Source organism: Streptomyces fulvoviolaceus, assembly GCF_000718165.1.
GTDB lineage: Bacteria > Actinomycetota > Actinomycetes > Streptomycetales > Streptomycetaceae > Streptomyces > Streptomyces fulvoviolaceus.
This window is the reverse complement of record NZ_JOEY01000005.1, coordinates 47,476-73,019: the sequence shown is the minus strand read 5'-3', so window position 1 is coordinate 73,019 and position 25,544 is coordinate 47,476. Positions and strand designations below refer to the sequence as shown.

19 protein-coding genes and 1 pseudogene are annotated in these 25,544 nt (G+C 69.7%); 12 read left to right on the top strand and 8 right to left on the bottom strand.

The features are described 5' to 3' along the window. Positions 1–58 precede the first annotated feature (58 nt). Both IG08_RS0106585 and leuE read left to right on the top strand, forming a co-directional pair. Positions 59–1,639 (top strand): acyl-CoA mutase large subunit family protein, encoded by a 1,581-nt coding sequence (locus IG08_RS0106585; RefSeq protein WP_030597384.1) that lies wholly within the window; start codon positions 59–61, stop codon positions 1,637–1,639. A 13-nt stretch (positions 1,640–1,652) separates the two neighbouring features. Next, positions 1,653–2,300 (top strand): leucine efflux protein LeuE, encoded by a 648-nt coding sequence (gene leuE / locus IG08_RS0106580; protein ID WP_030597382.1) that lies wholly within the window; start codon positions 1,653–1,655, stop codon positions 2,298–2,300. 72 nt (positions 2,301–2,372) lie between these two features. Here the strand turns inward: leuE and IG08_RS0106575 are convergent, their stop codons facing one another. After that, positions 2,373–3,770, bottom strand: coding sequence for an FAD-dependent oxidoreductase (locus tag IG08_RS0106575; RefSeq protein ID WP_030597380.1), 1,398 nt, complete (start codon positions 3,768–3,770; stop codon positions 2,373–2,375). A 73-nt stretch (positions 3,771–3,843) separates the two neighbouring features. Here IG08_RS0106575 and IG08_RS0106570 point away from each other — a divergent pair, with 73 nt between their 5' ends. Further along, a complete protein-coding gene (locus IG08_RS0106570) occupies positions 3,844–4,497 on the top strand; it encodes a TetR/AcrR family transcriptional regulator C-terminal domain-containing protein (protein ID WP_030597377.1) in 654 nt (217 codons plus the stop codon). Between the two features lie 72 nt (positions 4,498–4,569). On the opposite strand, the gene IG08_RS0106565 is transcribed toward IG08_RS0106570, so the two are convergent. Together IG08_RS0106565 and IG08_RS0106560 are read right to left on the bottom strand one after the other, a co-directional pair. After that, a complete protein-coding gene (locus IG08_RS0106565) occupies positions 4,570–5,493 on the bottom strand; it encodes a class I SAM-dependent methyltransferase (RefSeq protein ID WP_030597375.1) in 924 nt (307 codons plus the stop codon). A 63-nt stretch (positions 5,494–5,556) separates the two neighbouring features. Next, complete coding sequence (locus tag IG08_RS0106560) at positions 5,557–6,675, bottom strand: acyltransferase family protein (protein ID WP_106980890.1); 1,119 nt, start codon at positions 6,673–6,675, stop codon at positions 5,557–5,559. A 247-nt stretch (positions 6,676–6,922) separates the two neighbouring features. On the opposite strand from IG08_RS0106560, the gene IG08_RS0106555 reads away from it, so the two are divergent. The 3 genes and pseudogenes from IG08_RS0106555 (at position 6,923) to IG08_RS53945 (ending at position 12,185) form a co-directional block, all read left to right on the top strand. After that, positions 6,923–8,386 (top strand): glycosyltransferase family 29 protein, encoded by a 1,464-nt coding sequence (locus IG08_RS0106555; protein WP_030597370.1) that lies wholly within the window; start codon positions 6,923–6,925, stop codon positions 8,384–8,386. Continuing rightward, a complete protein-coding gene (locus IG08_RS0106550; protein WP_030597367.1) occupies positions 8,383–10,716 on the top strand; it encodes a glycosyltransferase in 2,334 nt (777 codons plus the stop codon). The genes IG08_RS0106555 and IG08_RS0106550 overlap by 4 nt, the downstream gene beginning before the upstream one ends. A gap of 347 nt (positions 10,717–11,063) precedes the next feature. Next, a pseudogene (locus IG08_RS53945) lies at positions 11,064–12,185 on the top strand (RNA-guided endonuclease InsQ/TnpB family protein). A 409-nt stretch (positions 12,186–12,594) separates the two neighbouring features. Here IG08_RS53945 and IG08_RS0106540 read toward each other — a convergent pair. From IG08_RS0106540 to IG08_RS0106530, 3 genes are all read right to left on the bottom strand, one after another. Next, positions 12,595–13,437: an FkbM family methyltransferase gene (locus tag IG08_RS0106540; RefSeq protein ID WP_030597365.1), complete on the bottom strand. Its 843-nt coding sequence runs from the start codon at positions 13,435–13,437 to the stop codon at positions 12,595–12,597. 196 nt (positions 13,438–13,633) lie between these two features. Beyond that, a complete protein-coding gene (locus IG08_RS0106535; RefSeq protein WP_030597364.1) occupies positions 13,634–14,989 on the bottom strand; it encodes an alpha-2,8-polysialyltransferase family protein in 1,356 nt (451 codons plus the stop codon). Continuing rightward, on the bottom strand, positions 14,989–15,975 hold the full coding sequence (locus IG08_RS0106530; RefSeq protein WP_030597362.1) for a glycosyltransferase family 2 protein: 987 nt from the start codon (positions 15,973–15,975) through the stop codon (positions 14,989–14,991). Before IG08_RS0106530 ends, IG08_RS0106535 begins: the two co-directional genes overlap by 1 nt. A gap of 198 nt (positions 15,976–16,173) precedes the next feature. Between IG08_RS0106530 and IG08_RS0106525 the strand changes: the two genes are divergently transcribed. The 4 genes from IG08_RS0106525 to IG08_RS0106510 all read left to right on the top strand — a co-directional run bounded on the left by IG08_RS0106525 (position 16,174) and on the right by IG08_RS0106510 (position 21,180). Next, positions 16,174–17,544, top strand: coding sequence for a DUF6716 putative glycosyltransferase (locus IG08_RS0106525; protein WP_030597360.1), 1,371 nt, complete (start codon positions 16,174–16,176; stop codon positions 17,542–17,544). A gap of 311 nt (positions 17,545–17,855) precedes the next feature. After that, positions 17,856–19,127: an N-acylneuraminate cytidylyltransferase gene (locus tag IG08_RS0106520; RefSeq protein WP_030597358.1), complete on the top strand. Its 1,272-nt coding sequence runs from the start codon at positions 17,856–17,858 to the stop codon at positions 19,125–19,127. 14 nt (positions 19,128–19,141) lie between these two features. Beyond that, positions 19,142–20,080 (top strand): N-acetylneuraminate synthase family protein, encoded by a 939-nt coding sequence (locus IG08_RS0106515; protein ID WP_030597356.1) that lies wholly within the window; start codon positions 19,142–19,144, stop codon positions 20,078–20,080. A gap of 32 nt (positions 20,081–20,112) precedes the next feature. After that, on the top strand, positions 20,113–21,180 hold the full coding sequence (locus IG08_RS0106510) for a hypothetical protein (protein WP_030597354.1): 1,068 nt from the start codon (positions 20,113–20,115) through the stop codon (positions 21,178–21,180). A 135-nt stretch (positions 21,181–21,315) separates the two neighbouring features. On the opposite strand, the gene IG08_RS0106505 is transcribed toward IG08_RS0106510, so the two are convergent. Both IG08_RS0106505 and IG08_RS0106500 read right to left on the bottom strand, forming a co-directional pair. Then, positions 21,316–21,990: a class I SAM-dependent DNA methyltransferase gene (locus IG08_RS0106505; RefSeq protein ID WP_030597352.1), complete on the bottom strand. Its 675-nt coding sequence runs from the start codon at positions 21,988–21,990 to the stop codon at positions 21,316–21,318. A gap of 10 nt (positions 21,991–22,000) precedes the next feature. Further along, complete coding sequence (locus tag IG08_RS0106500; RefSeq protein WP_043453419.1) at positions 22,001–22,258, bottom strand: hypothetical protein; 258 nt, start codon at positions 22,256–22,258, stop codon at positions 22,001–22,003. 321 nt (positions 22,259–22,579) lie between these two features. Between IG08_RS0106500 and IG08_RS0106490 the strand changes: the two genes are divergently transcribed. Next, a complete protein-coding gene (locus IG08_RS0106490; protein ID WP_030597347.1) occupies positions 22,580–23,800 on the top strand; it encodes an amidohydrolase in 1,221 nt (406 codons plus the stop codon). A 444-nt stretch (positions 23,801–24,244) separates the two neighbouring features. Beyond that, the gene (locus tag IG08_RS0106485) at positions 24,245–25,282 is read left to right on the top strand and encodes a BMP family lipoprotein (protein WP_030597345.1); all 1,038 of its coding nucleotides are present in this window, start codon (positions 24,245–24,247) and stop codon (positions 25,280–25,282) included. The last annotated feature ends 262 nt before the right edge of the window (positions 25,283–25,544 follow it).

Here is a 25,544-nt window from a genome sequence, read left to right as displayed (position 1 = left end):
TCACCTGAGATGTGTGCCCCCGGATGACTGGTTGCGAACGGAGGGGCATGGTGGGGACATGACGCGCGAGTCGGAGTCAGGTCTGCCCATCGAGCCGGTCTACGGGCCGGAGGACCTCGCGGGCTGGGACCCGGTGGAGAAGCTGGGGGAGCCGGGGGCCTATCCCTTCACCCGTGGCGTGTACCCGTCGATGTACACCGGCCGGCCGTGGACGATGCGCCAGTACGCCGGTTTCGGTACGGCGGTGGAGTCCAATGCCCGCTACCAACAGCTGATCGCCCACGGCACCACGGGCCTGTCGGTCGCCTTCGACCTGCCCACCCAGATGGGCCACGACTCCGACGCCCCGATCGCGCACGGCGAGGTCGGCAAGGTGGGAGTCGCGATCGACTCCGTCGACGACATGCGGGTGCTGTTCGGCGGGATCCCGCTGGACAAGGTGTCCACGTCGATGACGATCAACGCGCCGGCGGCTCTGCTGCTTCTGCTGTACCAACTGGTCGCGGAGGAGCAGGGGGTGGCCGCGGACCAGCTGACGGGCACGATCCAGAACGACGTGCTGAAGGAGTACATCGCGCGGGGGACGTACATCTTCCCGCCGAAGCCGTCGCTGCGGCTCATCGCCGACATCTTCAAGTACTGCAGGGCCGAGATCCCGAAGTGGAACACGATCTCGATCTCCGGTTACCACATGGCGGAGGCGGGCGCGTCCCCGGCGCAGGAGATCGCGTTCACGCTGGCGGACGGCATCGAGTACGTCCGCACGGCGGTCGCGGCGGGCATGGACGTCGACGACTTCGCGCCCCGCCTGTCCTTCTTCTTCGTCGCCCGTACGACGATCCTGGAGGAGGTCGCCAAGTTCCGTGCGGCCAGGCGTATTTGGGCGCGGGTGATGCGGGAGGAGTTTGGCGCGCGGAACCCCAAGTCGTTGATGCTGCGCTTCCACACGCAGACGGCGGGCGTGCAGCTGACGGCCCAGCAGCCGGAGGTGAACCTGGTCCGGGTGGCGGTGCAGGGCCTGTCGGCGGTGCTGGGCGGCACGCAGTCCCTCCACACCAACTCCTTCGACGAGGCGATCGCGCTGCCGACGGACAAGAGCGCGCGGCTGGCGCTGCGGACGCAGCAGGTCCTCGCCTACGAGACCGACGTCACCGCCACCGTCGACCCCTTCGCGGGCTCGTACGTCATCGAGAAGATGACCGACGATGTGGAGGCGGCCGCGGTCGAGCTGATGCGGAAGGTCGAGGACCTCGGCGGCGCGGTCGCCGCGATCGAGCACGGCTTCCAGAAGAACGAGATCGAGCAGTCCGCCTACCGCATCGCCCTGGAGACCGACGCCGGTGACCGGGTGGTCGTCGGCGTCAACCGTTTCCAGCTCGACGAGGAGGAGCCGTACGAGCCGTTGCGGGTGGACCCGGCCATCGAGGCCCAGCAGGCGGAGCGGCTGGCCAAGCTCCGGGCCGAGCGCGACCAGGCGGCGGTGGACTCGGCCCTGGACGCCCTGAAGAAGGCGGCCGAGGGCGCGGACAACGTCCTGTACCCGATGAAGGACGCGCTGCGGGCTCGGGCGACGGTGGGTGAGGTGTGCAACGCCCTTCGGGAGGTCTGGGGGACGTACATCCCGAGTGACGCGTTCTGAGACACTCGTTCCCATGTTCGGTGTCATCGACCTCCCCACGTATCTGGCAGGCCTCGTCCTGATCGTCCTGCTGCCCGGTCCCAACTCTCTGTACGTCCTTTCCGTCGCCGCCCGTCAGGGGATTCGCGCCGGGTACACCGCCGCGGCCGGGGTCTGGTGCGGGGACGCCGTGCTGATGACCTTGTCGGCCGCGGGGGTCGCTTCGCTGCTGCAGGCGAACGCCGTGCTGTTCGGGATCGTGAAGTACGCCGGGGCCGGGTATCTGACGTGGCTGGCGGTCGGGATGCTGCGGGCGGCCCGGGGGATGTGGCGGACTCGGCGGGAGCGGGTGGCTGACGCCGTCGAGCCTGTTGTCGCCGGGGAGCGGCCCTACCGTCGTGCGCTGGTCATCAGCCTGTTCAATCCCAAGGCGATCTTGTTCTTCGTCGCCTTTTTCGTGCAGTTCGTCGATCCGGGGTATGCGTATCCGGCGCTGTCCTTCGTGGTGCTGGGGGCGTTCGCGCAGGTGGCCAGCTTCCTGTATCTCAGTGCGCTGATATTCAGTGGGACGAAGTTGGCCGGTGCCTTCCGGCGGCGTAGGCGGTTGTCTGCGGGGGTTACTTCGGCTGCCGGGGCGTTGTTTCTTGGGTTTGCGGTGAAGTTGTCTCTGGCCAGTGCGTGATGCCCGGCTGCGGGCCGGTGGGGGCTGGTCGCGCCCCGCGGCGGAGCCGCTGATCGACACAGCCCCGCGCCCCTAAAAACCTGCCGCCACGTACTCCTGCAAGCCGACCGGTGTTTCGCCCGCCCACCCCACGTAGCCGTCCGGGCGTACCAGGAACAGGCCCCTCCCGTATGACGGCTGCTCCTCTCCGCTGACCACGTGCACCGACTCCGGCAGCTCGCGAGGCGTCTCCACCCCCACCGCCACCAGCGTCCAGTGCGGCCCCCGGAACGCGTCGAAGAGGCGTACGTCGCCCAGCTTGCCGTCGGGGGCGCGGTCGCCCGCCCGCACCTGGCCCCCGGCCGCCCGTGTCTCCTCCGTGAGTGACGAGTCCCGGTAGCCCAGGCCCAGCTGCCGCGTCGCCTCGCCGCGCCGAGTCTCGCCCCGGTGGACGCTCGTCGAGAGGCCGAGCATGTGCGCCGCGATGGGGCGGCGTTCCTCCTCGTAGGTGTCCAGGAGTGCGGCGGGGGCACCGGCGCGCAGCACCGCTCCCAGCTTCCAGCCCAGGTTGTACGCGTCCTGGACGCTGGTGTTCAGTCCCTGGCCGCCGGCCGGCGAGTGGACGTGGGCCGCGTCGCCCGCCAGGAAGACGTGGCCGGAGCGGAAGCGGTCCGCGAGGGCGGCACGAGGGCGGAAGTCCGACGCCCAGCGCAGCTCCGTCACGTCCTCGGGGGCGAGGTGCGAGCGGGCGGCGACGACCTTGCGGATGCCGTCGAGGGAGAGGTCCACCTCGGTGCCCTCCGGGAACTGGGCCACGACCTGGAACACGTCCGTTCCCGCGAGCGGGCAGATCGCGAGGAAGCCGTCGCCCTCCCCGCGCGGCGGGAAGACGTGCCAGTTGTCGCGGTCCAGGCCGCTGATCCGTACGTCCGCCACGAGCAGCGGGTTCGGGTCGACCGTCTCCCCGGTCATGCCGATACCGAGGGCCCGGCGCACGGCCGAGCGGCCGCCGTCGGCGGCGACCAGATACCGGGCGCGGAGGTCCGGGCCGGTCGCGAAGCGCACCGTCACCCCCGCGTCGTCCTGGTCGAGTCCGACCACCTCCCGCCCGAACGCGACCTCCCCGCCCAGCTCCTCCAGACGTGCGAACAGCACCTCCTGCGTCCGCCACTGCGGCACCATCCACGGCTCCCCGTACGGCGAGTCCTCGCTCGTCCCGGCCGAGTCGAACATCCGGTGTTCGCCGACCCGCTCGCCGTCCTGCCAGATCATCCCGACCGGGTAGTCGCCGCCGGCCGCGCGGATCGCGTCCAGCACGCCCAGGTCGTCGAAGACCTCCATCGTGCGCGGCTGGATGCCCTTGCCGCGCGAACCGGGGAACAGGGCCTCGGCCTTCTCCACGACGAGCGCGTCCACGCCCTGCCGGGCCAGGTCGATGCCGAGGGCCAGTCCGGTCGGGCCGGCGCCCACGATCAACACATCGGTGTCCATACGACCACTCTCCTTAACGCTGTTAAGTGCTGTCGCCCACGAGAGTGCGCTTAACGGCGTTAAGCTGTCAAGCGTGAACACGGAACGCCGAGCGCCCCTCGACCGCCGACGGGTCGCGGACACCGCCCTGAGGCTCCTGAACGAGGTCGGTCTCGACGGCCTGACCCTGCGCGCCATCGCCAAGGAGCTGGACGTCAAGGCGCCCGCCCTGTACTGGCACTTCAAGGACAAGCAGGCACTGCTCGACGAGATGGCCACGGAGATGTACCGGCGGATGGTCGCCGGGTCCGCCCTCGACCCCGCGGACACCTGGCGGGAGCGGCTGCTGAAGGCCAACCGCGGACTGCGTGCCGCGCTGCTCGGCTACCGCGACGGCGCGAAGGTCTTCAGCGGCACGCGTTTCACCGGCCTCGTGCACGTGGAGCAGATGGAGGAGACCCTGAGCCTCTTCACGGCCGCCGGCTTCACCCTCACCCAGGCGGTCCGCGCGACCTCGACGTCGTACCTGTACACCCTCGGCTTCGTCATGGAGGAGCAGGGCGTCGAGCCGCTGCCCGGCGAGCGCCGCGAGGGCTTCGACGTGGCGGAGCGCGCCCGCCGTATGGCCGACTTCCCGCTGTCGGCCGCGGCGGGCGCGGAGATCTTCGAGGACTACGAACGGCACTTCGAGGAGGGCCTGGCCCTGGTGCTGGATGGAATCGAGACCCGGTACCGCAACGCCCTTTAGGGGTGCGGGGCTGTATCGACCAGCGGCTCCGCCGCGGGGCGCGACCAGCCCCCACGCACCCGCACACCGAACTCAGACCTGACGAGCCCGAACCTTCCGGACAGCCCTGGTGACGATCGGCGGCAACAGATCCACGACCACCCGCCGAGCGGGAGACCTGCGGCGCCGGGGCGCAGGCGCGGGCTCCGGTGCCGGCTCCGGTGCCGGCTCCGGTGCCGGCTCCGGTGCCGGCTCCGTGTAATGCCGCGAACGCGGGAACGGCGGCGGCCGCATCCCCTTGGCCCGCGCCCGCACCAGCCGGTGTCCGGCGGCCGACTGCACGCTCAGGCCGACGTCGGTCCGCTGCCGCAGCATGGCCAGCAGCTCCTCCTGGAGCGGCTCGGGATCACCCCAGGTGCCGTACAGCTTCTGCGTGCTGAGGCAGAGCGGCCGTAGACCGCGGTTGAGGACGGCCTCCCATACGGCGACGGAGACGCCGGGGGTGTGCTCGGAGCGGAAGTCGTCCAGGACGACGACGCCCTCGGGCAGCAGGATCTCGCGGGCCGCGCCGATGTCGTCGTACACGTGCTCGTACAGGTGTGAGGCGTCGATGTGGACGAAGCGGCAGGTCCCCGCGGCCACCTCCTTGGAGATCACCGAGGTGGGGCCCTCGATCACCCTGGGCAGGGTGTCGTGGAAGGAGAGGTAGTTGCGCTCGAAGGCCTGCCGGGTGAGGGAGGCGTACGACTTCGACGCCTCCGCCCGGTTGGCGCCGTCCGGGGCCTCGCTCCCGAACAGGTCGCAGACCGTGAACTCCTCGTCGCCGCCCAGGTGTCGGCCCAGCAGGATCGCGCTCTTGCCCATGTAGGCGCCGAGTTCCAGCAGATCGCCGTGGAGTCCGTGCGTCTTCTGCCGGTCCAGGAGCCATGTGAACAGCACCTGGTCGAGCGGGGGGAACCAGCCGGGGACGTCATCGAGCTCGCCGGGATTCCTGTCGGTTGGTTGTGCAGTCACCATGAGGTGAGATTGCTCGCTCAGACCCGGACAATCCGGCCACCGGCTGAACGTTGGGTGAACAGCTCAGCGCGCCTTCGCCAGCGCCGCCCGCAGTAGCGGCGTCAGCGGCTTCTCGACGTAACGGTTCAGCAGCCAGGCCAGCAGCAGCATCGACGCGATCGTCAGGGCGAAGGTCTCCGCCGAGGGCAGGCCTAGGCGGATGTGCAGGGTGTGGACCACCACCCAGCCGAGGTGCTCGTGGACGAGGTAGAAGGGGTACGTCAGCGCCCCGGCCACCGTCAGCCAGCGCCAGTTCGCCCAGCTCAGCCAGCCGAGCGCGATCGCCGCGACCGCGACGAAGCCGAAGGCGACGACGAGGACGATGCCGAGCGAGGAGCGGTGGGCGAAGGCGTTCGGGTCGCCCGCGTTCCACAGCGACTGGACCGCGTAGTGCTGGCCGATGAGGAAGCTGACGGCCACGATGCCCCACGCGTACACGTCCCGCCGGTCGCGGTGGACGAGGTAGAGACCGACACCGCCGATGAAGAAGGGGGCGTACTCAGGCATGAACACGATGTCGAGCAAAGGCATGTGGGCGCCCTGCGTGATCGCCGCCGCCAGCGTCCAGCCCGCGCAGAACAGGATCACGCGCCGGCGTGAGGCGCCGGGCAGGACCACGCACAGTGCGAACAGCGCGTAGAAGCGGACCTCCGCCCACAGCGTCCAGCAGACCCCGAGGATCCGGTCCACGCCCAGCGGGTACTGAAGCATCGTCAGGTTCACCAGGGTGTCGCTCGGCGACAGCGCCTTGTAGGCGACCGTCGGCAGCGCGAACACCGCCGTCACCAGCAGGACCGCCGCCCAGTAGGCGGGTAGCAGCCGGGAAGCGCGGGAGGCGAAGAACGACTTCAGCGGCCGGCCCCAGCCGCTCATGCAGATCACGAAACCGCTGATCACGAAAAAGACCTGGACGCCGAGACAGCCGTATGCGAAATAGTTGTGGAGCGTGGGGAACTGCTGCCCCGCGGAACTTCCCCAGGCCTGGGTGATCTCGCCGCCGCGGCCGCCGTAGTGGTACGCCGCGACCATCAGCGCGGCGATCAGCCGCAGTCCGTCGAGTGCGCGCAGCCGGGTTTCGCGGGGGGCCGTCCGCTCCGGACGCGGGGTCGCTTCGGGCGTTTCGGCCGTCGGCCGGACGGTCACGCTGGTCACGAAAATCCCCTATGCGGACTGAGATGCGGGCTGAGGCGCGAGCGAACCTGTGAGCTCCCACAGGACATTAGTCCTAATCACAGGGATGTATGGGGCAACTGGCCAACGGTTGTCCCGGTAGTTCCGGCGAATTCACCTGGACTTCGCTTTCGGTTCCTAATTTTCAATCAACCTCCCCCCACGTGCTAGTAAAGAGCGAATATCGCGCCACATAGGTGCGGCAAATACCAGGAGTGCCATGACGAGGGTCCAGAACAGACGGGCGCGTGTGCGCGGAGGGGAGCTGGACGACTGCCTGCGCGCGTGCGCGGTGCACAGCGGCAAACTGGTCGGCAGCATCGACCGCCGCCGCGTCGAACTCTCCGAGCAGCTGCGGAAGTTGCTCGTGGTGTGGGGCACGAGCTCCACCGCCGCCCCCGCGACGCCCGCCCCGTCCGGCGCGACCGCCCTGCTCAAGCGGGCCGTCAAGGGCGCCGCGACCCCCGCCGCCGGCATCGGCAGCGACCTGCTGGACGCCCTGCTCGCCGTCGCCAACAAGGCACTTGAGTGCGGCTACGACGACGAGCTGAACCTCGCCCTGGTGATAAGCGACACCGTCCTCGCCCAGCGCAAGAACTCCCGCGCCGGCTGGCGGCTGCGCGCCCGTCTCCTGGAGGCCCTCGGCGAGGAGGCCGAGGCCCTGGAGGCGTACGAGAAGTACCTCGGCCTCACCGACGACGACGGCTTCGGCGTCCGCGCCCGGATCGCCGGCCTGCGTGTCGCGGGCGAGAAGGAACGCGAGCTCATCGACCTGCTCGAGCGGCAGGTCCCGGGCGCCCGTGAGTTCACCGGCCGCCCCGCCACCGACGTGTGGGCCGAGGGCCTCGCCGCGCACGCCGTCGGCGACTGGGCGTACGCCGAGCCCCGCCTGGTGGGTGCGCTCCTCACCCTCGCCGCCGACGACTCCCCGGTCCAGGACCGGCAGGAACTGCTCAGCCAGTACCTGCAGCTCCGCACTGCTCAGGGCACGGACCTCCCCGCGCTCACCGAGGCCATCGCGCTCTACGCCGAGCAGCGCCGCAGCCGTATGCGCGGCCCGGTCGCCGAGCCGACCATCGGCGGCGTCGAGTGGATCACCCTCGGCGAGTTCCGCAACCAGATCGCCGGCAAGTCCGTCTGTCTGATCGCCAACTCCGGCCGGGTGGGCGCCAGTTCGATGGGCGCCGAGATCGACGCGTACGACCTCGTGGTGCGCTTCAACTCGTACAAGATCGACCCGAGGAACACGGGCAGCAGGACCGACATCCACGCCACGATCCACAAGCACGGCTTCAACTGGGAGAAGCAGGTCACCACCCGCCTGGTCTTCGGCGGCATCTCCGGCGACTGGAAGTACTCCCTGCGCAACCGTCTGGTGCCCGGCGCCCAGACCTACCTCGGCGACGAGTCGCTGCGCTGGCCCGTGCGCAACATCGGCAAGCTCGGCGCCGACGTCTGGTCGGGCATCCCGACCACCGGCTTCAACATGCTCTACCTGCTGGACTTCCTGGACGTCAGCCCGACGCTCGACCTGATCGGCTTCGACTTCTACGAGAGCGGCGCCTACCGCGTCCAGGAAGCGATGAAGCTCGCCATCACGTCCGTGCACGAGTACACCAGCGAGAAGGCATGGGTCATGGAACGGGCCCAGGGCGTCACCGACATGAGGATCTCCCTGCGATGACCACGACCTCCCTGACCCAGGCCACCGCCGCGCAGGCCCCGGCGACCGGCGCGCACGCCCTCACCGGCAAGCGCCGTATCGCCTTCGCCAGTTACGTCGACGAGAACTACCTCCCCGGCTTCCTCGTCCTGCTGAAGAGCCTCGCGCTGTCCAACCCGAGCGTGTGCGAGGACTTCGTCGTCCTCTACGACGACCTGCGCCCCGGCTCGATCGCGAAGATCCGCGCCCTGCACCCGCGCATCGTCCTCAAGCGCGTGGGCGACACGCACTACGACTCGTACAAGAAGGGCGACCAGGACAACTACCTGGTCCGCAAGGCGTACTTCATCCTCGACGTCTTCCGCCTGCGCGAGTACGACACGATCATCACGCTCGACACCGACATGGTGGTCCTCGGCGACCTGAGCGAACTGCTGGAGCTGCGCGAGGGATTGGCGGCGGTCTCGCAGTTCTTCTACGGGCAGCACAAGCTCAACTCGGGTCTGCTGGTCATCCAGCGCGAGTACCTGTCCGACGCGTTCTGCGCCAAGCTCGACGCCACCGGACGCAGCGGCGACTACGAACTCGACAAGCACGACCAGGGCATCCTCAACGCCGTCCTGGACGGCGACTTCGTGCGCCTCGACCCGCGCTACAACTTCGTCAAGCGGCGGCTCTCCGGCGACCTCCCGGTCCCCGAGGACACCGCGATCCTGCACTTCACCGGCCGCCACAAGCCCTGGCAGGGCGGCGAGGCCGGCTACACGCAGGCCGAGGACCGCTGGCGCGAGTTCGAGCTGGAGGACGCCGAGTTCCACGCGGCCTACCTTGCCAGCTCGGGCGGCCTGCACCACGACCTGCTCGTCCACTACGGCACCCCGCACGTCCGGCGCACCGGTGACGTAGAGGCCGCCCGCAAGGTCGCCGCCGCGCACATCTCGACCGGCGACTACCAGGACGCCGTGGACGTCCTCAGCAGCGTGGACATCCCGCTGGACGCGGCCTGGCCGCACGAGGTCCTCGGCCACGCCCTGATGAGCGTCTCGCGCTACGACGAGGCCAAGACGCAGCTGCTGCTGGCCACCGCCGCCCCCAACCGGGCCGCCACCGCCTACGCCCGCCTCGCCCAGATGGCCTGGGTGCACGGCGACAACACCGCGGCGCTCAAGTACGCCTCGGCCGGGCTCTCCGTCGACATCACGCACCGCTCCAGCCGCCTGTGGGCGCAGCGCGCCTCCGGGCTGCCCGCCCAGGAGCAGGGCGCCGCCGAGGAGCAGCTCGCGCACGTCGCCTTCTACATGGACCGGCAGGGCAACGCGGGCGACAAGCTCCTCCCGGAGACCGTCCGCCTCGCCTTCAACCCGGACACCACCAACCGCCGCTGGCACTCCGTGCACGCCCACCGCCTGTTCGACGAGGCGGCCCTGGAGCGCGTCAACGCCCGGCGCGGCCTGGTCATCGGCGGCGGCGGCCTGTTCATCCCGGACACCATGCCCAACGGCAACAGCGCCTGGCAGTGGAACGTCCCGGACGAGCTCCTCAACCGCATCGACGTGCCGATCGCGGTCTTCGCCGTGGGCTTCAACGCCTTCGACGGCCAGTCCTACCGGGCGGGACGTTTCCGCTCCTCGCTGCAGCAACTCGTCGAGCGCTCCGCCTTCTTCGGCCTGCGCAACCACGGTTCGATCGAGAAGGTGCGGGGCATGCTCCCGGCCCGCCTGCACGACAAGGTGCGCTTCCAGCCCTGCCCCACCACCGTCATGCGCCAGCTGGTGGCCGGCTGGCAGGACCCGGTCGTGCGCGACGACACCATCCTCATCAACGCCGCCTACGACCGCGCGGGCCTGCGCTTCGGCCACGACTACGACTACTTCCTGGCCCAAATGGCTCAGGCGGTACGGGACTTGGGCGAGCTCGCCGAGGTCAAGTGCGTGGCGCACTCCCTCGACGACGAGAAGATCGCCTTCGACCTGCGGCGCGTGCACGGCATCTCGCTGCCCGTCATCCCGATGTACGACTTCGACAACGACGAGATCCGCGACCTGTACGCCCGCACCAAGCTGGTGATCGGCATGCGCGGCCACGCCGGCATGATCCCGTTCGGCGTCGGCACGCCCATCATCAGCCTGATCTCGCACCCGAAGATGGCGTACTTCCTGCGCGACATCGAGCGGCCCGAGTGGGGTGTCTCGGTCCACGACCGCCACCTCGCCGCCCGCCTGGTGGAGCGCTCGAAGGACCTCCTCGCCGACCACGCCAAGACGGTCGCCGACGTGCACGGCCGCCAGCAGGAACTGTGGAAGGCCACCGAGGCGAACGCGGCCGACTTGCGGGTCATCCTGGGCGGCTGACCGATGGCGACCGTCGTGGCCGGCGACGCCTCCGCGGAGGCGAAGCCGCGCCACGGCGGGGCGCGGGTCGCCGTGTCCGGTTCCCCGTATGCAGATACTCCCGTGTCACCGGTGCGGCGGAGCAGGAGGGGTGTGAACCCCTGTTCCATTTTTCACTGGTTGGGGTGGTGGCGGATTCTGGGACGGATGTGCGGGTGTCACACATACGGTCCAGCGGTGGAGGCCGGGTAATTCCGGTGAGGCGGGACCGATCGTCAGGGGGCGGTGCGACGGTGGCGAAGGACACGGATGGAGCGGGACATGTCCGGTACACGTACCGGCTGCGGGTGTCGTCCACCGCGCGGGCGATGCTCCTACGGGAGTGGGGGCGGGGCCGGTGGGTCTGGAACGAGTGCGTGGCCCGCTCCAAGAAGGCCCACGCGGAGGGAGAGGAGTGCGGTCCGGCTCGGCTGGATCGCATGCTGACCGAGGCGCGTGCGATCACGCCCTGGCTGACCGAGGGAGCCAGCGTGCCGCAGCAGCAACTCGTCCGCGACTTCGGCAAGTCCCGCGCCAAGGCCCTGAAGGACATCAAGGAGGGCCTCCCCGTCGCACGACGGGCGGGGACGCCTGGTTACAAGAAGAAGCACGAGGCGGACCCGAGTCTGAACTACACGCGGCGCGGTTTCCGGCTCAAAGACGGGCGGCTGCATCTGGCAGGTGGGATCGTCCTGACCGTCGTATGGTCCCGTGACCTGCCCGCCGAACCGACGAGCGTACGTGTGCATCGGGATGCTGCCGGTGACTGGTACGCCTCGTTCGTCGTCCCCGCCCTGCTCGAACCGCTGCCAACGACCGGCCAGGCGCTCGGAGTCGACTGGGGTGTTGCGGAGATCGCGACCACTACCTCGGACGCCCACGACCTTTCCCACCCCGAGCATGGCAAGAAGGCCAAGGCGAAGCTGTCGCGCTACGACCGGATGATGGCCCGCCGCAAGCCGAAGAAGGGGCAGGCGGCGTCGAAGGGTTACCGAGAAGCGAAACGGTGGCGGGCGAAGACCTACCAGAAGATCGCCCGGCAACGACAGGACACGGCCGGTAAGTGGGCCTAACGCGTCGTGCGGGATCATGACGTGATCGCGGCGGAGGACTTCAGGCCGAAGTTCCTTGCGAAGACGAGCATGGCGCGCAAGGCGGCGGACGCCGCAATCGGCGCGACGAAGAAGGCCCTACTGGAGATGGGGCGCAAGCACGGGCGGGACGTGCGTCTGGTGCATCCCGCCCACACCACGATGGACTGCGGACGGTGCGGAGCGAGAACCAAGCACGCCCTTCCGCTGTCGGAACGCACCTACACCTGCACCGCATGCGGAGCCGTCTCGTCCAGGGACAAGAACTCCGCGCGCGTGATGCTTCTCCGGGCAGGTCTGGACCCGGCTGGTGTCGAGGGCGTAAGACCTCCCGGAGCGCTGCTCCGGGAGGCGGCCTGAGCCAGGAATCCCTTCCCTCAGGGAGGGGAGCAGTCAACCACCGGCCGTTCTTCTACCGCCTCGGGTATGGCCCCCATCTCTGCCGATGCCCTCACGCGGGAGCGGGCTTCCCCCGTACCGTGGCAGTGATGAAACAGCGCTAGGAGTACAAGGCCGTGATGTCTCCAGAGGGTAATCCGGACCCGTACGCCGCCGACCCGTTGGTGTCGGGCGGCGGCCGCAGATTCTGCGTACTCGCAAGGGCATGACCCGTGACCAACTCGGGGGACTCATGGGCAAGTCCGAATCATTTAGGTGTCCTGACGTCCCGTGATCGGGCGGACGGTGGGAGTTCGAAGACAGGGGCCGGATAGCGGCCAGTCCACGGTCCCCTTCGCCGGCCGGGTGATCCGGGGCACACCGTCGCGTTCTAACCGCGGGGCACGAACAACAGATTGCGCGTCTTGCGTGGGCGAGGCGCGGACGACGGAACGAGCGAGCCGTCGTGTTCGGTGACCCAGTGGGAGTCGTAGCCGAGAGGGTCGAACTCGGCGAGGAGCCCGTCCAGCGGTGCGCCCACCAGTGCCTCGAGCAGCACGGTCGGCCGGTCTCGCTTCAGGACCTGCCGGGCCCCCTCCAGGACCGACATCTCGTGGCCCTCGACATCGATCTTCATGAGGTCCAGCTTGCTGTCGGCGAACACCTCGTCGAGGGGGAGCAGCTGGATGCGCTTCAGCTGGGCGTCGTCGGCGGCGTGCTCCAACGACGATCCCGTCGAGAGGAGATTCCCCGAGAAGCGGACGCTGATGTCGGCCCAGCCCGCCTTGCCGGACACCCCGGCCTGGTAGAGCTTCACGTTCTGGACGCCGTTCGACCGGACGTTCACCGACAGCCGGGCGTGGATCTGGTCCACCGGCTCGAACGCGTGGACCCTCGCCTTCGGGTTGGCGAGCGCGGCGATCATCGAGAAGTACCCGACATGCGCACCGACGTCGGCGATCGTCGCGCTCCTCGCGGCAAGGCGGGCCCAGGTGGCGAGGCTGCCGGGCTCGTAGCCGAACTGCCCGTTCCACAGGGTGTCGAGGGCGACCGCGTCGTCGTTCACGCAGAACATGACGAAGGGCGGGCAATAGGGGGAGTCGATCTCGGCGAAGCCCCGGTACGGGTGCTTCTTGCGGTGGGTGCGGATGATGTCGCTGGTGGCAACCGGCCGAACGGATGGTGCGTGGGCCAGCATGCGGGCGTTGGCTTCATCGAGCTGGTGGATACGCATCCGGCGATGGTAGGGCCGCGGTCACGGCTTGTCCCAGGCTCTGCAAAACATTGAAAAGGCCAGATCACAGGGTATGACCTGGCCTTTTCCGGAGGGCCACTGGAGGGCCATGTTCCAGGCCCGCCGTGTTCACTTATGGTTCGCTCGGCGCTTCACGGCGACCCTTTCGGTCAGCGTTTCACGGCGACCTTTTCCCTCAGCGCTTCACGGCCTTCTTCAGGGCCTTGGCCCGCCGCACCACCCGCCGTGCCGTCGCGTTGCGGGGAAGGAACGCCAGGCGTTCCGGGATCCCGCCGGGCAGGCCGAGCGAGGTGAGGCGCTTGCGCTTGAAGTAGCGCTGGGTGCGCGGGGCGAAGTGCTTCGAGAGGTAGCGTTCCGCCGCCGGGCGCAGGGCGTGGTGCATCTGCGGCTGCATGGTGAACCCGACCGCGGTGACCAGGCCGTTCAGGTCGTCTGCGGGGATCGTGTCCTCGCCCTCGCGCCCCTCCAGGTCCGGCAGCACCGCGTCGGCCAGGACGGCCGGGACGCGGTTGCTGTTCTGGTAGGGCGTCAGACGCTCCAGGAGCGGCTCCGTGCCGATGCGGGCGACCGGGAGCTCGTAGAACACGGAAGCCGTGAACAGTGCCGTCGAGAAGCAGCCGACGACCAGTGCGGGCCGGGCCTGCTCGAACAGCACCTCGGCGAGCACGGGTGTGTCCAGGACGGTGAGATCGACGCCGAGCTTCTCGGCCTCGGTCTCCAGGGCGCGGCTGTAGCGGGCGGGCGCGGTGGGGTGCGGCTTGAAGACGATCGTGCGGTGGCCCCGCTCTACCGCCCCGCGCATCATCCGCACGTGCAGGTCCTCCTCCTCCTTGGCGGAGAGGATGTTCAGCGCGGACAGGTACTGGCCGAGCAGGAGCGCCGATTCGTCGGGCAGGACGGGCAACTCCGGTACGGATACGGTGAGTTCGCCCATCACCTTCAGGAACGCCGGCGTCGGCACGACCTGCGCGGGCACCTCGAACTCGGTCAGCAGCATCGGCGTGAGGCCCGGCACCAGGTCCAGGTGCAGCAGGCGGCGGACGCGCGTGCCGACCAGCGGGTCCAGCTTGTTGCGGGTGGGGCCGTAGCTCATCAGTCCGTCGGCGTAGACGTCGACCGGGGCGCCGGTGAACAGCTGGGCCACGGTCAGGGCCGGGGTGACCTGGATGGACTCGAGGACGAGTTCGACGCGGTCGTCGCCCAGGCCCCACAGCAGCCGCAGGTAGCGCTCGAAGAGCGGGATGTCGTCGGGGCGGGGGGTCCACGCGCCGGGGTGGAAGGGGCGGATGGCCTCGTTCCAGGAGAGCACCGCGTCGAAGTGGTCGCGCAGCGGCTCGAAGCCCGGCATCTCGTCGATGGCCGGGGTCGTCTCCGGCGTCGCGGAGTTGTTGAACACCAGCAGCACCCGGCGCTCCGCCTCCGCGAAGAGGTCGGAGTCGATCGCGGCGGCGAGGGTGGCGGCGCCGTACAGCGTCGAGGCGCAGAAGATCTGAGTCGTACGAGGGCTGGTACGGGGGTTGGTAAGGGTCATCAGGCGGCCGCCTTCGCTGTCGTGACGCGGCGCCGCAGCCGCCGCAGCTTGGAGGAGCGGCTGAAGTCCATGGTGTCCAGGACGTCGCCGAGCGCTTCCTGGGGCATGCGCTTTATGGCCGCCGCGCTCATCGCCCGCAGCTGCTTGGCCACGGCCGGCTCCCACTTGGACTCGTCGGCGAGGTGGTGGGCGATGATCGCGCAGTAGGTGCGCACCGCCTTGGGCAGCAGCTTGTCGGCGTCCGGGTCGGTCGCCGTCTCCTCGACGACCTGGTCGAAGGCGCGGATGAAGTCCAGCTGGCGGGCGTCGCCGATCTGGGTGAGCGACGAGGCCACCCCGCGCCGGTAGAACACGCCCAGCAGGCTCACCACGGCGAACGACTCCGCCTCGCGGTGCAGCTTCCAGATCCACGGCCGGTCCTCGGCCGTCCGCAGCCCGTCCGTGAAGTGCAGCAGGCCCTTGTCGAGCAGCCGGCGGTGGTAGGCGCCGGCCCAGGCGTAGGCGTAGTCCACGGAGGTCGTGCGGTCGGCGGGCAGGATCGCCTCGCGCGGGTTCAGCACCTGGCCGCGCAGCCCGACCGGGGCCCGGTGCACGGTCCGGGCACGCGCGGTCGCCTGTACGTGGTCGGTACGGACGAAGTCGCAGCCCAACTCCTCGATGGAGGAGACCAGTTCGGCGAAGTAGCCCGGGGCGAGCCAGTCGTCGCCGTCCAGGAACGTCAGGTACTCCCCGCTCGCCGCGTCCAGGCCGGTGTTGCGCGCGGTGGCGAGCCCCCCGTTCTTCTCATGGCGAATGTGTCTCACCTGGGCGATGTCCGAAAGTTCCTCGGCAGCCCGTTCGAGAATGGCCGGGGTTTCATCTGTCGACTTATCGTCGACCAGGATGAACTCGAAGTCGCTCCGGGCGTTTCGCCGAAGGCTTCTGAGGGTCTCGGGTGCGTATTGCTGGACGTTGTAGAACGGCACGATCACGGAAAGCTTTGGCACCCGACAAACACTAGGAGCGGGCCCGGCTGGAGAACTTTCCGGTGAACATACGGGGGGTGAACTCCATGTGTCGGAATAGTGCACCACGTGTACTTCCAGCTCTTTCACGGGCCAGTTCGGCTCTCGGTGGGCTGTTGTTAACTTTTCGTTGATTCGCGGTTCGGCCGCACCTAGAAATTGCTTCCTAGCGTCTTCGTTGTGCCGCCAAGTACAACGAAGCCCCTACGAATCGCCGTCCTCGCGGACTCCGACACCCGCTGGAAATGGGGTGCCCTGACCGCGGGCCGGATCGCTCCCGGCTCGACCGGTCCGTCCATGGAAGCCGGACCGCGCGACGACGCGCAAGTCGGCCCCGCCCTGGACGGATTCCTGCTGCGCGGCCGGGCCACACCCACTCCGCGCCAGCTGGCGGAGGTGGGGGTGCACGCCGACTCCCTGCGCGAGGTCACGGCCGTCGAGTTCCTGCGCGCCATGGCCGAGGAGTCGTACGACATCGTCGTGCTCGCGCTCGTCGGCGGCGGCGTCCAGGCGATGCTGCACGGCCTCAAGCGCGTGTGGGAGGGCCGCGAGAAGCGTCCCGTCGTCGTCACCGGCTATGTCGGCGTCGTCTACGAGAAGCTCGCCGACGGTCTGCTCCTGCGGCACGGAGCCGACCTCGTCCTCGCCAACTCCCGCCAGGACGCGGAGCGTTTCCAGGCGGTCTACGACGGGGTGGGCGCCGACAGCTCCGGGGTCACGGAGGTGGCGCTGCCGTTCCTCGGCGGGGCCTCCTACGAGGGCGAGCACGACCCCTACACGGTGGTCTTCGCGGCCCAGCCCTCGGTGCCGGTCAGCCGCAAGGACCGTACGTACCTGCTGGAGCGGCTGGTCAAGCACGCACGGCTGCACCCGGAGCGCGAGGTGCTGCTCAAGCTGCGCTCCAAGCCCGGCGAACACACCACGCACATCGAGGAGTTGCCCTACCAGAAGCTGGCGCAGAAGCTCGACCTGCCGCCCAACTTCCGCCTCGTGTACGGGCACATGGGAGAGGTCCTCGACCGGACCGACCTGCTGGTCACCATCAGCTCGACGGCCGCCCTGGAGTCGCTGCACCGCAGTGTCCCGACGGTCGTCCTGACCGACCTCGGCGTGCGCGAAGTGCTCGGCAACCACCACTTCGTCGGCTCCGGGTGCCTCGCCTCCTGGGACCAGCTCGACGCCGGGCACCGGCCGGCGCCGGACGAGGAGTGGGTGGCCCGGCAGGGCGTGGCGGCTGGGGGTCCCCCCTCTGGGGGAGGCTCGTACGCGACCGCCTTCGACGGGGCGCGCGAGCGCATCGCCAAGCTGCTCGGCTCGCCCGGGCTGCCCCCGCTGACCCCGTACTACACACCCGCGACCGCGCCCGGCTATCTGCCCGGCCTCCTCGCCCGCCACCACCTCGGCCCCGACGGCAGCCCGCTGCCCGGCGCCCCCGCCGCCGACAAGGAGCCGGGCCCGGTCCGGCAGATCGTGCGCCGGGCGGCCCGGGGGGCGTACCGGCACGGGGTGCAGCGAGTGGCTCCGGTGATCCGGCGGATGGGGGAGCTGTGAGCGCCTTTGAGAGTGCCGAAGCGGGTCGTCGGGCGGGTGCGGCGCTGTCCGGGCAGGTCGCGCCCCGCGGCGGAGCCGCATATCGACACAGCCCCGCGCCCCTTGAGGGCGGCTGCGCCGCCCCGACACCGGCTGCGCCCGAGCCGGTGGGCGCGCGGGCGGCCGTAGGCCTGTCGGCCCCGACCGGCGAACAAGCCGCAGGCGCCCCCGGCCCGGCCACCGCGCCGCAGGTCCCCGGTACCCCGCCCCCCACCGGCACGCAAGCCGTGCCCGCCCCGATTCCTCCGCAAGGAGCCCAAGGAGTACAGCCCATGTCCAACCCGCAAGCGGGCCAAGGCGCTTCGGTGCGCCGGGTGCTCGCGGTGATCCCCGCGCGCGGCGGCTCCAAGGGCGTGCCCGCGAAGAACCTCGCCTCCGTGGGCGGTGTGCCCCTGGTGGCCCGTGCCGTGCGCGAGTGCCGCGCTACCCGCCTGGTGACGGATGTGGTCGTCTCCACCGACGACCAGGCCATCGCCGCCGCGGCCCGCGAGGCCGGCGCCGAGGTCGTGCTGCGGCCCGCCGCCATCGCCGGGGACACCGCGACCTCCGAGGCCGCGGTCCTGCACGCCATGGACACCCACGAGGCCCTGCACGGAGCGGTGGTCGACGTGGTGGTGTTCGTGCAGTGCACCAGCCCCTTCATCGTCCGCGAGGACATCGACGGGGTGGCCGCCGCGGTCGTCGAGAACGGCGCCGACACGGCCGTGACCGTGGCCCCCTTCCACGGGTTCATCTGGCGCGACGCGGGGGCCGACGCAGCCGCCGCCCCGGGCACCGTCGCGGAGGCCGACGCGGCCACCGGCGGCGGCTACGGCGTCAACCACGACAAGTCCTTCCGCCCCCGCCGCCAGGACCGCCCCCAGGACCTCCTGGAGACCGGCGCCGCCTACGCGATGGCCGGGCCCGGCTTCCGCAAGCACCAGCACCGCTTCTTCGGCCGCACCGAGCTGGTCCGCACGGACCCCGCCCGCGTGCTGGAGATCGACGACCCGCACGACCTGGCCCGCGCCCGCGCGCTGGCCCCCCTGTTCGACGCGGACCGCCGCGGTTCGCTGCCGACCGTCGCCGACATCGACGCGGTCGTACTGGACTTCGACGGCACCCAGACAGACGACCGGGTGCTGATCGACGCCGATGGAAAGGAGTTCGTCTCCGTGCACCGCGGAGACGGACTCGGCATCGCGGCCCTGCGCAAGTCGGGCCAGAAGATGCTGATCCTGTCCACGGAGCAGAACCCGGTCGTCGCCGCCCGCGCACGGAAGCTGCAGATTCCCGTGCTGCACGGCATCGACCGGAAGGACCTCGCACTCAAGCAGTGGTGCGAGGAGCAGGGCATCGCGCCGGAGCGCGTGCTCTACGTCGGCAACGACGTCAACGACCTCCCGTGCTTCGCCCTCGTGGGCTGGCCCGTGGCGGTCGCGAGCGCCCACGACGTCGTACGCGGCGCCGCACGTGCGGTCACCACCCTCCCCGGCGGTGACGGCGCGATCCGAGAGATCGCCAGCTGGATCCTCGGCCCCTCTCTCGACTCCCTCACCAAGTAAGGAAACCCGCTGTCATGAGCACCAACTCCCGTCTGCGCACGTTCGGTTCGAAGACCGCCGGCCCGGGTCACCCCGTCTACGTCGTCGGTGAGATCGGCATCAACCACAACGGCGAGCTCGAGAACGCCTTCAAGCTGATCGACGCGGCCGCCGAGGCCGGCTGCGACGCCGTGAAGTTCCAGAAGCGCACCCCGGAGATCTGCACCCCGCGCGACCAGTGGGACATCGAGCGCGACACCCCCTGGGGCCGCATGACCTACATCGACTACCGCCACCGCGTGGAGTTCGGTGAGGACGAGTACCGCCAGATCGACGACTACGCCAAGAGCAAGAACATCGACTGGTTCGCCTCCCCGTGGGACACCGAGGCCGTCGCCTTCCTGGAGAAGTTCGACGTCCCCGCCCACAAGGTGGCCTCCGCCTCCCTGACCGACGACGAGCTGCTGCGCGCCCTGCGCGGCACGAACCGTACGGTCATCCTCTCCACCGGCATGTCGACGCCGAAGCAGATCCGCCACGCGGTCGAGGTCCTGGGCAGCGACAACATCCTGCTCTGCCACGCCACTTCGACCTACCCGGCGAAGGCCGAGGAGCTCAACCTCCGCGTCATCAACACCCTCCAGGCCGAGTACCCGAACGTCCCGATCGGCTACTCCGGCCACGAGACCGGCCTGCAGACCACCCTCGCCGCGGTCGCCCTCGGCGCCACCTTCGTCGAGCGCCACATCACCCTCGACCGCGCGATGTGGGGCTCCGACCAGGCCGCCTCCGTCGAGCCGGGCGGCCTCACCCGCCTCGTCCGCGACATCCGCACCATCGAGGCCTCCCTCGGTGACGGCGTCAAGAAGGTCTACGACTCCGAGCTCGGCCCGATGAAGAAGCTGCGCCGCGTCACGGGCGTCATCGCCGAGGCGGAGATCGCCGCCGCCGCGGGCGAGCCGGTATCGGTCTGAGCCAGAACGACCCAGGGGACGGTCCTACGTCGATGAGCCGCCGCGCCGGATCCGCCGGCCGCCACACCACTCTCGCGTTCGTCGAGAGCCCGGTACAGCTCCTGAACGTGCTGGAGTGGGCGCACGCCCATGCGCCCGGCGCGGAGCTCACCCTCGTCGTGCTGTCCCCGACCGACCCCATGACCCGCGGCCAGCTCCGCCGGATGGCCGAGCTGGCCCGGGAAGAGGGGCACACGGTCCGCTGGGAGGAGGCCAGGGGTGGCCCGGCGGCACCGTTCCAGACGATCGGCGGCCTGACCGGGAGGCTTCGCAGGGCGGACCGGGTCGTCCTGGGCGACCCCTTCTCCCGCTACGTACAGCTCCTGCTGACCATCACCAAGGCCCGTGACCTGGTCGTCGTCGACGACGGCACGGCCACGATGGAGTTCGTAGCCCAACTCGCCCGCGGCGAACGCCTCGTCCGCTGGCACCGCAAGGGCGGCCGCCCGGGCCCGCGGGACCTGCTCTTCGCCCCGGTGTCCTCCTCGGCCCGCCGCCGCCTCACCCCCAGCGAGAAGCGCCGGGTGGAGATCTTCTCCTCCATGCCGATGGAGGAGACCCCGGCCGGCGTGACCGTCACCGCGAACGCCTTCGCCTGGACCCGCTCCCGCTTCGGCCCGCCCCGCATCACCAAGGGCGCCGACATGGTGGGCACCTCGCTGGTGGAGACCGGCGTGGTGGACGCGGACCGCTACCTGGAGGCCGTCCAGACCCTCGCCAAGGCGCACGGCGCCACCCGCTACTTCGCCCACCGCAGGGAGAGCACCGAAAAGCTCCACCGGCTGGCCGTGGAGTCGGGCCTGGAGATCGTCCGTCCGGACCTTCCGCTGGAGCTGATCGCCCGCCGTGGCCCGATCGGCCGTACGATCCTCAGCTTTCCGTCGACCGTCGTCCACACCCTCCCGCTCGCCCTCTCCGGCACGGAGGTCCGCGTCGCGGTCTGCGACATCGACCCCGCCTGGCTGACCCAGAACGCCTCACCGCGGGCGCAGGGGTTCCTGTCGGGGGTGACGGGGACGGCGCGGGACGTGCACCGGTTGTCGGCGGTGAGCGCGGTCTGAGCGGGCCTGGTGAAGTCGGCTGCGGAACCGGGCCCCTTCAGGGGCGCGGGGCTGTGTCGATATGCGGCTCCGCCGCGTGGGCGCGACCAGCCCCCACCGGCCCGCGGCAAACGAACCGCATAACCAGCGGAGCGCTCAGCGGAGCTCCTTGTGGGCGAGAAGGATGCCGCGCGGCATCTTCTCCTCTCCCCGCGGCTCGCGCAGGATCCGGGCCTGGAGCTGGAACCCCGCCTCGGCGAGGCGCTCGGCCACGGCCTCCGGCGTACGCCAGTAGTAGTCGAGCGAGATCTCGTGCCCGAAGCGCTCGGCCAGGTGCATGCGGTCCGCGGTCTCGTCGAACTGGAACATGATCAGGACGTGGCCACCGGGCACCAGCACCCGGTGGAACTCCGCGAACGCCGCCGGCAGGTGCTCGTCCGGCACATGGATGATCGAGTAGAGGGCCACGATCCCGCCCAGTGTCCCGGCCGGCAGGTCCAGGGACGTCATCGACCCCACGTGGAACCGCAGGTCGGGATGGGCCCGGCGGGCCAGCTCCACCATCCGGGGCGAGACGTCGACCCCGAAGACCGGCAGGCCCAGGGCGTGCAGGCGCGCGGTGACGTATCCGGGTCCGCTGCCCAGGTCGGCGACAGGGGCCGGAGCCCCGTCGTTCGCGTTCGCGCTCACCATCTCGGCGAAGGCACCGAGCAGGGAGCGCTCCAGGGGGCTGTCGGCCAGATGATCCGGGAACTGCTCGGTGTAGGCGTCGGCGATCGTGTCGTACGAGGTACGGGTGGCCCGTATGAAATCAGGGGTCTCGGCGGTCACGGACCGCACCCTAGCGGGGCTCCTCGCTCCTCCAGGTGAAGCCGTCCAAAGAGCCTTGTGGAGTTTCCTCGGTCGTCACCGGCGGATGCCGCCACCATGTGACGAGAGACACCGCCGAGGCCAGCACCCAGCCCGCCAGGATCATCACGACCAGGCCCGCCAGGACCAGCCCCGCCATCCCCAGGAACCCGAATTTCGCCAGCATCCAGGGGATCTGGTCCTCGCCACAGCCACAGGCCAGCCGGCCGTCCGCCAAAGGGATCGTCATAGGGGCAGCGTGCCCACACCGCGCACTCCGTGTACACAGGGTCACCGAACCGTCGCCCGGCGGTGACGGTTCCGGGATCCCGACAGATGAACAGAACCGACGTGGTCGTGCGGGGCGTGGTATCCGTGGAGGAGAGGACGGGTGAGCTGCTCAAGATCCAACTCAAGATCCACTCGAGCGAAAATTGAGTGAGTTTACCCATCCCAACCGATACATATGCGTCCGGCGGCCAGATTTTCTTCCCCTAACGGGCTGAACTTTTGTTGATCGAGGGTCAGTTGGCTACCCGGGCGTCCTACCCTTCAGAGGGTGACGCAACTGATGTCCCAAGAGCCCGAGGCCGATCTCCCCGGGGAAGCCGTGCTTCCCGGCACGCTGCCCGAGGGGCTGCGTGCCGAACTCGTCGCGTTCCGGCGTGACTTGCACATGCACCCGGAGCTCGGCAACCAGGAGTTCCGCACCACCGCGGCGATCAAGGAACGGCTCGAGAAGGCCGGCCTGAAGCCGCGCGTACTCGCCGTCGGGACCGGCCTCGTCTGTGACATCGGTGACTGGGACGGGGAGCGGCCCATGCTCGCCCTCCGCGCCGACATCGACGCCCTGCCCATCCCGGACACGAAGAGTGAGTGCCCGTACCGCTCCACCGTGCCGGACCGGGCCCACGCCTGCGGGCACGACGTACACACCACCGTGGTGCTGGGCGCCGGACTCGTGCTGGCCGACCTCCACAGCCGGGGCCTGCTGCCGCGGCCCGTGCGGCTGCTGTTCCAGCCCGCCGAGGAGGTGCTGCCCGGCGGCGCCGCCGACGCCATCGAGTGCGGGGTGCTCGACGGGGTGGGGCGGATCATCGCCGTGCACTGCGACCCCAAGGTCGACGCCGGGAAGATCGGCCTGCGGCAGGGCGCCATCACCTCCGCCTGCGACCGGCTGGAGATCTCCCTGGACGGGCCCGGCGGGCACACCGCGCGCCCCCACCTGACCACCGACCTGGTGACGGCCGCCGCCCGTGTCGTCACCGACGTGCCCGCGCTCGTCGCCCGGCGCGTCGACACCCGCAGCGGGGTCGCGGTGACCTGGGGCCGGATCGAGTCGGGCCACGCCCCGAATGTCATCCCGCAGCACGCCGAGCTCTCCGGCACCGTGCGCTGCCTCGACATCGAGGCGTGGCGGCAGGCGCCCGACATCGTCGTCGCCGCGATCGACGAGGTCGCCAATCTGCACCGGGCCAAGTCGGAGATCACCTACGTGCGCGGTGTCCCGCCCGTCGTCAACGACCCGGTCGTCACCGAGCTGGTGCGCGAGGCGATGATCGCCCGCCGCGGGACCGACTCCGTCGAGGGCACCGAGCAGAGCCTCGGCGGCGAGGACTTCTCCTGGTACCTGGAGCACGTGCCCGGCGCCATGGCCCGCCTCGGCGTCCGCACCCCCGGCGAACGCGGTGGGCGCGACCTCCACCAGGGCGACTTCGACGCCGACGAATCGGCCATCACGGTCGGCGTGGAACTGTTCACGGCGGCCGCGTTCATCGACGCCGTCTCCTGAGAGCCTGAGTCACATCCCCGGCCGGGCGCCCGCCGCCTGGCACGCACGCTCGCGGCGTTGCCGAAACGCCCGCCACGAGGGCGCTCCGGCGCCTTGCGATCGCACGCACCAGACGACGTGCGCTGATCCGGCCGGGGATGTGACACAGGCTCTGAGGCCGTAGCGAAAAGAACTCGTGAAGGGGCGCCCCGTTTGGCGCCCCTTCGTCCCCTTGTGTCACCCGGACGTAACCGGTTGCGCACGGTCGTAACCCGGTGTCGGCACGAATCGATAACGGCCATGAGTTACCCCGTTCCCCAACCCTTCTACGCGCGTTACTGTGCGCCGAAATCGCTGCCCTCGGCGGCGACTTGGGGAAGAGCGGACCGGCGACGGATCCGTGGGGACGAAGGGGTGCTTGCTGTGCGTCAGATATCCAGGAGGACGAGGTTCTCCCAAGCTGTGGTGGCCGTCGCGGTCATCGCACTCACGGCCGTCGGCTGCGGCGGCTCCAGCAAGGACGCGGGCAGCGACGACGCGTCGTCGTCGGCGTCCGGCAAGTACTCGGGCAAGGGGATCGGCCTGGCGTACGACATCGGCGGCAAGGGCGACCAGTCGTTCAACGACGCCGCCTACGCCGGCTTCGAGAAGGCCGACAAGGAGTTCGGGTTCGGCGGCACGGACATCGAGCCGCAGGACGGCGAGTCCGACGCCGACAAGGTGCAGCGCCTGGAGCAGCTGGCCAAGGCCGGCTACAACCCGGTGATCGGTGTCGGCTACATCTACGCGACCGCCGTCAAGGAGGTCGCCACCAAGTACCCCAACGTCACCTTCGGCATCATCGACGACGAGACGGTCAAGGCGACCAACGTCGCCGACATGGTCTTCAGCGAGGAGCAGGCCTCCTACCTCGCCGGCGTCGCCGCCGCCAAGGCCACCAAGAAGAAGCACGTCGGCTTCATCGGCGGTGTGGACATCCCGCTCATCCACAAGTTCGGTGCGGGCTTCGAGCAGGGCGTCAAGTCCGTCGACCCGAGCATCACCATCGAGTCGCAGTACCTGACCGAGACGCCCCAGGAGGGCGGCTTCTCCAGCCCGGACAAGGGCAAGGAGGCGGCCAGCGGCCAGATCGAGAAGGGCGCCGACGTCATCTACCACGCGGCCGGCCTGTCCGGTCAGGGCGTGATCTCCGAGGCCGCCGCCAAGAAGGTGTGGGCCATCGGCGTCGACTCCGACCAGTACAGCCAGAGCGCGCTGGCCAAGTACAAGGACTACATCCTCGGCTCGGCGCTCAAGAACGTCGGCGGCGCGGTCTACGACCTCGCCAAGTCCGTCTACGAGGGCAAGCCGCTCAGCGGTGTCCAGCGCGGCACCCTGAAGACCGGCGGTGTCGGTTTCGCCGACTCCAACCCGAAGTACAAGGCGATGACGGACGTCGTCGCGGCGGTCGACGCGGCCAAGCAGGAGATCATCGACGGCAAGGTCACGGTCAAGACCTCGTAGTCGTCACGGTCAAGATCTTGTAGTCGGGGTCAAGACCACGTAACAACGACGGACGCCTGAATTCCGCCTTTCATACGCCCACCAGGGCATCGTTGCAGCTGTACGCCCCTTGCCTCCTGCAAGGGGCGTACTGCTGTCCGTACTCTGTGCCTACAACTGTGGCCACAGCTCGATAACGGACCGGACAGTTGGGGTTTTCCGTCTGGTCTACGCGCGTTACGCTGCGGCGGAACCAGCGCCTGGTTTGGGCGCTTGCACAAAG

What these genes read in the sequence shown, in the direction of transcription:
- IG08_RS0106585 (WP_030597384.1), top strand. Translation starts at nt 59, where the DNA reads ATGACGCGCGAGTCGGAGTCAGGTCTGCCCATCGAGCCGGTCTACGGG.
- leuE (WP_030597382.1), top strand. Translation starts at nt 1,653, where the DNA reads ATGTTCGGTGTCATCGACCTCCCCACGTATCTGGCAGGCCTCGTCCTG.
- IG08_RS0106575 (WP_030597380.1), bottom strand. Translation starts at nt 3,770, where the DNA reads ATGGACACCGATGTGTTGATCGTGGGCGCCGGCCCGACCGGACTGGCC.
- IG08_RS0106565 (WP_030597375.1), bottom strand. Translation starts at nt 5,493, where the DNA reads ATGGTGACTGCACAACCAACCGACAGGAATCCCGGCGAGCTCGATGAC.
- IG08_RS0106555 (WP_030597370.1), top strand. Translation starts at nt 6,923, where the DNA reads ATGACGAGGGTCCAGAACAGACGGGCGCGTGTGCGCGGAGGGGAGCTG.
- IG08_RS0106550 (WP_030597367.1), top strand. Translation starts at nt 8,383, where the DNA reads ATGACCACGACCTCCCTGACCCAGGCCACCGCCGCGCAGGCCCCGGCG.
- IG08_RS0106540 (WP_030597365.1), bottom strand. Translation starts at nt 13,437, where the DNA reads ATGCGTATCCACCAGCTCGATGAAGCCAACGCCCGCATGCTGGCCCAC.
- IG08_RS0106535 (WP_030597364.1), bottom strand. Translation starts at nt 14,989, where the DNA reads ATGACCCTTACCAACCCCCGTACCAGCCCTCGTACGACTCAGATCTTC.
- IG08_RS0106520 (WP_030597358.1), top strand. Translation starts at nt 17,856, where the DNA reads ATGTCCAACCCGCAAGCGGGCCAAGGCGCTTCGGTGCGCCGGGTGCTC.
- IG08_RS0106515 (WP_030597356.1), top strand. Translation starts at nt 19,142, where the DNA reads ATGAGCACCAACTCCCGTCTGCGCACGTTCGGTTCGAAGACCGCCGGC.
- IG08_RS0106510 (WP_030597354.1), top strand. Translation starts at nt 20,113, where the DNA reads ATGAGCCGCCGCGCCGGATCCGCCGGCCGCCACACCACTCTCGCGTTC.
- IG08_RS0106500 (WP_043453419.1), bottom strand. Translation starts at nt 22,258, where the DNA reads ATGACGATCCCTTTGGCGGACGGCCGGCTGGCCTGTGGCTGTGGCGAG.
- IG08_RS0106490 (WP_030597347.1), top strand. Translation starts at nt 22,580, where the DNA reads ATGTCCCAAGAGCCCGAGGCCGATCTCCCCGGGGAAGCCGTGCTTCCC.